The sequence below is a fragment of the Magnetococcales bacterium genome, from assembly GCA_015231175.1.
Taxonomy (GTDB): domain Bacteria; phylum Pseudomonadota; class Magnetococcia; order Magnetococcales; family DC0425bin3; genus HA3dbin3.
The window spans coordinates 1-5,214 of the sequence record JADGBZ010000133.1 but is presented as its reverse complement, the minus strand read 5'-3'; the positions used below and the strand labels follow the sequence as shown (position 1 = coordinate 5,214).

Annotated in this window: 6 protein-coding genes; 1 reads left to right on the top strand and 5 read right to left on the bottom strand. The window is 58.3% G+C overall.

Annotated elements, in window-relative coordinates:
* Positions 1 to 87 precede the first annotated feature (87 nt).
* The 3 genes from recQ to HQL63_15685 all read right to left on the bottom strand — a co-directional run bounded on the left by recQ (position 88) and on the right by HQL63_15685 (position 2,876).
* The gene (gene recQ, locus HQL63_15695; GenBank protein MBF0178269.1) at positions 88 to 1,926 is read right to left on the bottom strand and encodes a DNA helicase RecQ; all 1,839 of its coding nucleotides are present in this window, start codon (positions 1,924 to 1,926) and stop codon (positions 88 to 90) included.
* A 25-nt stretch (positions 1,927 to 1,951) separates the two neighbouring features.
* Complete coding sequence (locus tag HQL63_15690) at positions 1,952 to 2,332, bottom strand: hypothetical protein (GenBank protein ID MBF0178268.1); 381 nt, start codon at positions 2,330 to 2,332, stop codon at positions 1,952 to 1,954.
* 220 nt (positions 2,333 to 2,552) lie between these two features.
* Entirely contained in the window at positions 2,553 to 2,876 is a 324-nt protein-coding gene (locus HQL63_15685; GenBank protein MBF0178267.1) for a hypothetical protein, read from the bottom strand.
* A gap of 425 nt (positions 2,877 to 3,301) precedes the next feature.
* Here HQL63_15685 and HQL63_15680 point away from each other — a divergent pair, with 425 nt between their 5' ends.
* On the top strand, positions 3,302 to 3,613 hold the full coding sequence (locus tag HQL63_15680) for a hypothetical protein (GenBank protein MBF0178266.1): 312 nt from the start codon (positions 3,302 to 3,304) through the stop codon (positions 3,611 to 3,613).
* A gap of 139 nt (positions 3,614 to 3,752) precedes the next feature.
* Here HQL63_15680 and HQL63_15675 read toward each other — a convergent pair whose 3' ends face one another.
* Positions 3,753 to 4,091, bottom strand: coding sequence for a hypothetical protein (locus tag HQL63_15675; GenBank protein ID MBF0178265.1), 339 nt, complete (start codon positions 4,089 to 4,091; stop codon positions 3,753 to 3,755).
* A 48-nt stretch (positions 4,092 to 4,139) separates the two neighbouring features.
* Positions 4,140 to 4,472 (bottom strand): magnetic particle specific iron-binding protein, encoded by a 333-nt coding sequence (locus HQL63_15670; GenBank protein ID MBF0178264.1) that lies wholly within the window; start codon positions 4,470 to 4,472, stop codon positions 4,140 to 4,142.
* Positions 4,473 to 5,214 lie beyond the last annotated feature (742 nt).

Here is a 5,214-nt window from a genome sequence, read left to right as displayed (position 1 = left end):
GGGCAAACGGGTGCTGCATTCTCTGTTGGATCTTCTGGTGCGATAAGCCCCCGGAATCCATATTGAGCCTTCATCAAACCTGGCTCTCTATTCCGGGTTTTCGGCCACCAAGCGCAACACCTCTTCGCCATGGTTTTTGAGTTTTCTTTTGCCGATACCATGGATGCTGGCCAGTTCATCCAGGGTAGTGGGCCGGATGGCGACAATGTCGCGCAGCGTCGCGTCGTGGAAAATGCAATAAGGCGGAATTTCTTGTTCGGTGGCCAGTTTTGTGCGCATGGCCCGCAGGGCATCCCACAGAGGGGTCTGTTTGGCGGAGGAAGGGGGTTGTGCTGCGGCTTTTTCCGCTCGCGAGGATCTTCGCTTGCGTTCCGAGGGGGAGGCTTTGGTGCCCAAGGTGTCCCGCCGGAACAGGATGGGTTGTTCACCGCGTAGCAAGGGGCGGCTGGATTCGCAGAGGCGAAGCCCCCCATGTCCTGTTACGTCCACAGCGGCATAACCTCCGGCCACTAGTTGCCGGAATACCGAACGCCACTGCTCGGCGGGCAAATCGGCGCCAATGCCAAAGGTGCTGATGGTGTTGTGCCCGTTACGGATGACCCGTTCGGTCTCCTTGCCCACCAAAACATCGATCAGGTGGATGGCGCCAAACCTTTGCCCGGTGCGGAAGATGCAGGAGAGGGCTTTCTGTGCGGCCACCAGACCATCCCAGGTTTGTACGGGGTGCAGGCAGGTATCGCAGTTGCCACAGTGGGTTGGGGGTTCTTCGCCAAAGTAACGGAGCAGAACCCGGCGGCGGCAGAGGGTGGTTTCGCAAAACCCCAGAAGGGCATCCAGTTTGCGGCGTTCGATCTGCTTGATTTTCTCTTCGGCCTGGGACTGCTCGATGAACTGGTGCAACATGCCGACATCTTCCAAGCCATAGGTCAGGAAGGCGTTGGCGGGGAGACCATCACGGCCAGCTCGCCCGGTCTCCTGATAGTAGGCTTCCAGGCTTTTGGGCAGGTCAAGGTGAGCCACGAAACGCACATCCGGTTTGTCGATGCCCATGCCAAAGGCGATCGTGGCCACGATAAGCGTGCCCTCCTCGAAGAAAAATTGTTCTTGATGGCGCCGGCGGGTGGCGGTGTCCAGTCCGGCGTGGTAGGGCAATGCCTTCCAGCCTTGTTGGGTCAGCCAGGCGGCTGTTTCGTCCACCTTGGCACGGGAGAGACAGTAGATGATGCCAGCGTCATGGTGGTGTTCGTGGGTCAAAAACTCCAGCAACTGCCGGCGCGGGTTGTTTTTGGCCACCACTTGGTAGCGAATATTGGGCCGATCGAAACCGGCAACGAACAGGCGCGCCTTCTCCAGTTGCAGGCGGTGGACGATCTCCACCCGGGTTGGGGCGTCCGCCGTGGCGGTCAGGGCGAGGCGGGGAACACCAGGGAAACGTTCGGCGAGTACCGTCAGTCCCAGATAGTGGGGACGAAAATCGTGCCCCCATTGGGAGACGCAATGGGCTTCGTCTATGGCAAACAGAGCCACAGGGATGCTGGCAAGCAACGCCAGGGATGTGTCCAACAACAGCCGCTCCGGGGCCATGTAGAGGAGGTCAAGCTCCCCGGCCCGGGCCTGGTTGGTGACCCGCGACACCTCTTGCCCACTCAGAGAGGAGTTGATGCAGGCGGCTCGGATGCCATTCTGCCGCAGAGCGCCGACCTGATCCTGCATCAGAGCGATCAGAGGTGAAACGACCACGCCAACGCCCGGGCGCAGCAACGACGGAATCTGAAAGCAAAGCGACTTGCCGCCCCCGGTGGGCATGAGAACCACAGCATCACCGCCTGCGAGGAGGTGGGCGACGACCTCGCGTTGGAACCCCCGGAAATTTTCATAACCGAAATAGTGTTGCAAAGCGGCTTGAAGGGGGTCAGACGGAGGCATGCAGGGGTTCAGCCCCTTCTGGTCTTCAGAAAGGCCACGATTTTTGTAAGGTACGGCGGCGCTTGTAGAGATAGTAGCCCCCTCCCATGAGCAACGCACCCAGGGCAGCGGTTCCCAGGGGCCCGAGGCCGAGGCCGAGGCCGAGACTCCACCCTGTACCCTTCCAGACGACCCCCTGAGCTGTAGCGGCTGAGGCGGCCTTGCCGGTGGTCAGGGCTGTTGTTGTCATGGTGGTGGTGCCACCCTTGATGGCGGCTGGCGTCGCTGTCGCGCCTTTGGCGCCGGCAGCGGCAGTGTTGGCGACGCCGGGTTCAGGCTGGGTGCCGATAAACTCGACCCGCCCGGGGCCGACCAGGGTCAGTTTTTCATTGGGGAGGAGGGTGGCATTCAGATCGGTTATGGCCATGGTTATTCCTGACGATAGGGAGAAGAAAGTAAAAGAGTGGTGTAACTATTCACCACCCGCCAACGAATCGGGGTCCAGGGGGCTGGCTCCCTGGCAGGTCCAGGACAGAGTCCTGGTGGGGTTCGGGGCGAAGCCCTGACAAAGGCTTCCATGTCCAAGCTTTTCTTGCAAGGGTGGTGAATAGTTACAGAGTGGTCTGGGTGGACGCCGGTGATATGGTTTACAGACGAGTGGCCAAGCCGTACACCACCGGAAGGCGCCAGGCCCGGGCAAAGAGGACCGAGAGGATGCCTAGGATGGAGAAAGCGATGGCCAGCCACAGGGCGACGAAGTAGATCAACGGGCCGAGACCGGGAACGATAGTGGCAAACGACCCGACGATATAGATGAAGAAGACCACGAAGCCCTGCCGGGCATGAAACTGGGCGTACTCACTGTTGCGGGCAAAATAGAGCGGGATCAGACACAGGACGCCGAGGTAGCTGAGAAGGGCAAAGACCCGATATTGCAGGGTTGGTTTGTTGCCGACGACGAAACTCTCCATACTGTCTGACTCCTCCTTTTCCGGTAATGGCGAAAATGACGCTCGGGCAGGCCCGACAAAAAACCTTGCCACACGACAACGACCCACTTGGCATCGTACCATACGTGCGCCTGTTTGGGAATACCCTAAAAAAACGCAACTGTTCAGCACCCTTTCAAAAAAAGCTTGGATATGGAAGCCTTTGTCAGGGCTTTACTTCCGAACTCCACCAGGATGTTGTCCTGGATTTGCCAGAGAGCCACCCTCCTGGACCCCGACCCGTTGCCGGGTGGTGCATGGTGGCCTTAATTTATTTGAAAGCACATCCAGAAAATGGCACACTCAGCGATGGGGTATGGTCTTCGTCTGGACGGGATGTTTCCCAGGCTGGGCGGCGCGTGTGGTTCTGGGGGTCCGTGGATAGCCTTGCTGGAGGGGAGAGGATTTTGGAAAACACCATCAGAGCAACTCTGTCTCCACCTGAGAGCATCCAGGTGTTTGGTTCCGGGAATGTCAAAATTGTAGCAGGAGATCAGGTTTCGATCATCAAGACCACCCTTCTGCCTTTACCGGGGTTGACGGGTACGGTCAAGGCGGGTTCGCTGGGTCTTGCGCTGGTCGGGCCGGCTTTGGGTTTGGTGGGGGTTGTCCTGGCGATCTCCTGGATGAGCCATGTCGTCATCAAGCATGCGTCCCGCGTTCCGCAGCCCAAGACAGTCGTGGAGATCCAGAGCGCCGCCGCGCCTGCCGTCTCCTGAACCCGCACCTCCTGGCTCCACTTCAGGCCTGAACGACGAGGCGGGATCCGGGGAATTTCCCGGATCCCGCCTCGTCAGGTCTTCATGCATGGCCGGGCGTCAACGGTCGCCAACAGGCTTCTACACAGCAAGGCGCTGGTTAAATCTTGCTCGCCAGATAGCTGATAAACGGTATCTTCCAGGCCCGGGAGAAAAATACCGACACGATGCCGACCAGGGAGAGCAGGGCGATCAGCGCAAAGGAGAAACTGAAGAAAAGTGGGCCGATGATAGGAATGTGCAAGGCCAGGACAGAGAGGGTCGCCCAAGTCCACAGAACCGTGCCCTGGCGGGCATGGAAGTGGACGTATTCGTCATCTCTGTTCAGGATAAGGGGAACCAGACACAGAACCCCCAGATAACTGAACATGGCGACGATTCGGCTTTTTGCAGATCGCTGCCTGTGGACATATCTGCGGCCATTTTCATTTTTTGGCATGGACGTGATCCGTGACAATAGAGTGGCGAAAAAACGACCGCTACCCAATCAGCTGATCGTTTCGGTCAACTCCTCGGCACTGATCTGGTGACGCTTTTTCATGTAGTAGTAGGTGCCGAGCCCGATGGCCGTTGCCACGCCGACCAGAAGGACCGGACCCCATGCGCCCAGTCCGAGTCCCAACCCGAGGCTGGTTCCTGTCCCGGTCCAAATGGTTCCACCCGCTTTGGCAGCAGCGCCGACGCCAACGGCAGATTTGGTGGTGGTCATGGCCACGGTTTGCGCATTGGCATCCGGCGCGGGCGCCACGGGGGCGATGCCAGTTTTGGCGGCTCCGGCCTTGGCGGCACCCGTTTTGGCGGCTCCGGCCTTGGCTTTCACTTTCGCTTTGGCCTTGGGCGTCTCGGGGGCTTCCCACTCCCCGGCTGGCACAGGGCACGGCGGCTGACCGGCAGCGGGTGGTTGGGCAGCGCCTGGAGCGGCGGCTTTCGCAGGCAGCCCAGCTGCCTTGGTCTGCATCTTTCCGCCGATCGGACAGAACGGGTTGCCAGGAGCGGCGCCCGCATTACCACCCCATTCAAACTCCTTGGGGAAACCATTCGGTGGGAAACCATTCTGGGGCATCATCTGCCCACCCGCTTTGACCGGCATAACCCTCTCCTCGGTTTAAATTGTTCTCGACAGACACGGAGAGATTTTTCGAGCCTTTCGGAGGCGGCAACCCAGGAGAGCAGTGAACCGCGATATCTCCCCTGCCTCCTAACAACCTCTCTCTCTCTCTTTCTCTCTTTCTTTCTTCTTTAAGTCATTCCTGTTTGCACAACAAAGGCACCATACCTGTACCGAATCCGGTCGCCAGATGCAAGTCAAATTCCAGGTGTGAGTGGCATCCCGAGTTTGTTGCTCTCTCTCTCTCTCTCTCTCTCTCTCTCTAAATAACTGTTTATTTTTAATATTTTTACAAAATAGGTGTGCAGTCGTGTCTTGCAGAGTCACGATGCTGCAGGGGCTTTCTTGGACTTGACACGATGATCTTTTGACGTAGTGTCAAACGTTCCCATCTGTTTCGGCGCAAGGCGGTTTGGTTGATTGTATGGATAATATAAATAATATAAATTTTTCA

What these genes read in the sequence shown, in the direction of transcription:
- recQ (MBF0178269.1), bottom strand. Translation starts at nt 1,926, where the DNA reads ATGCCTCCGTCTGACCCCCTTCAAGCCGCTTTGCAACACTATTTCGGT.
- HQL63_15690 (MBF0178268.1), bottom strand. Translation starts at nt 2,332, where the DNA reads ATGGCCATAACCGATCTGAATGCCACCCTCCTCCCCAATGAAAAACTG.
- HQL63_15685 (MBF0178267.1), bottom strand. Translation starts at nt 2,876, where the DNA reads ATGGAGAGTTTCGTCGTCGGCAACAAACCAACCCTGCAATATCGGGTC.
- HQL63_15675 (MBF0178265.1), bottom strand. Translation starts at nt 4,091, where the DNA reads ATGCCAAAAAATGAAAATGGCCGCAGATATGTCCACAGGCAGCGATCT.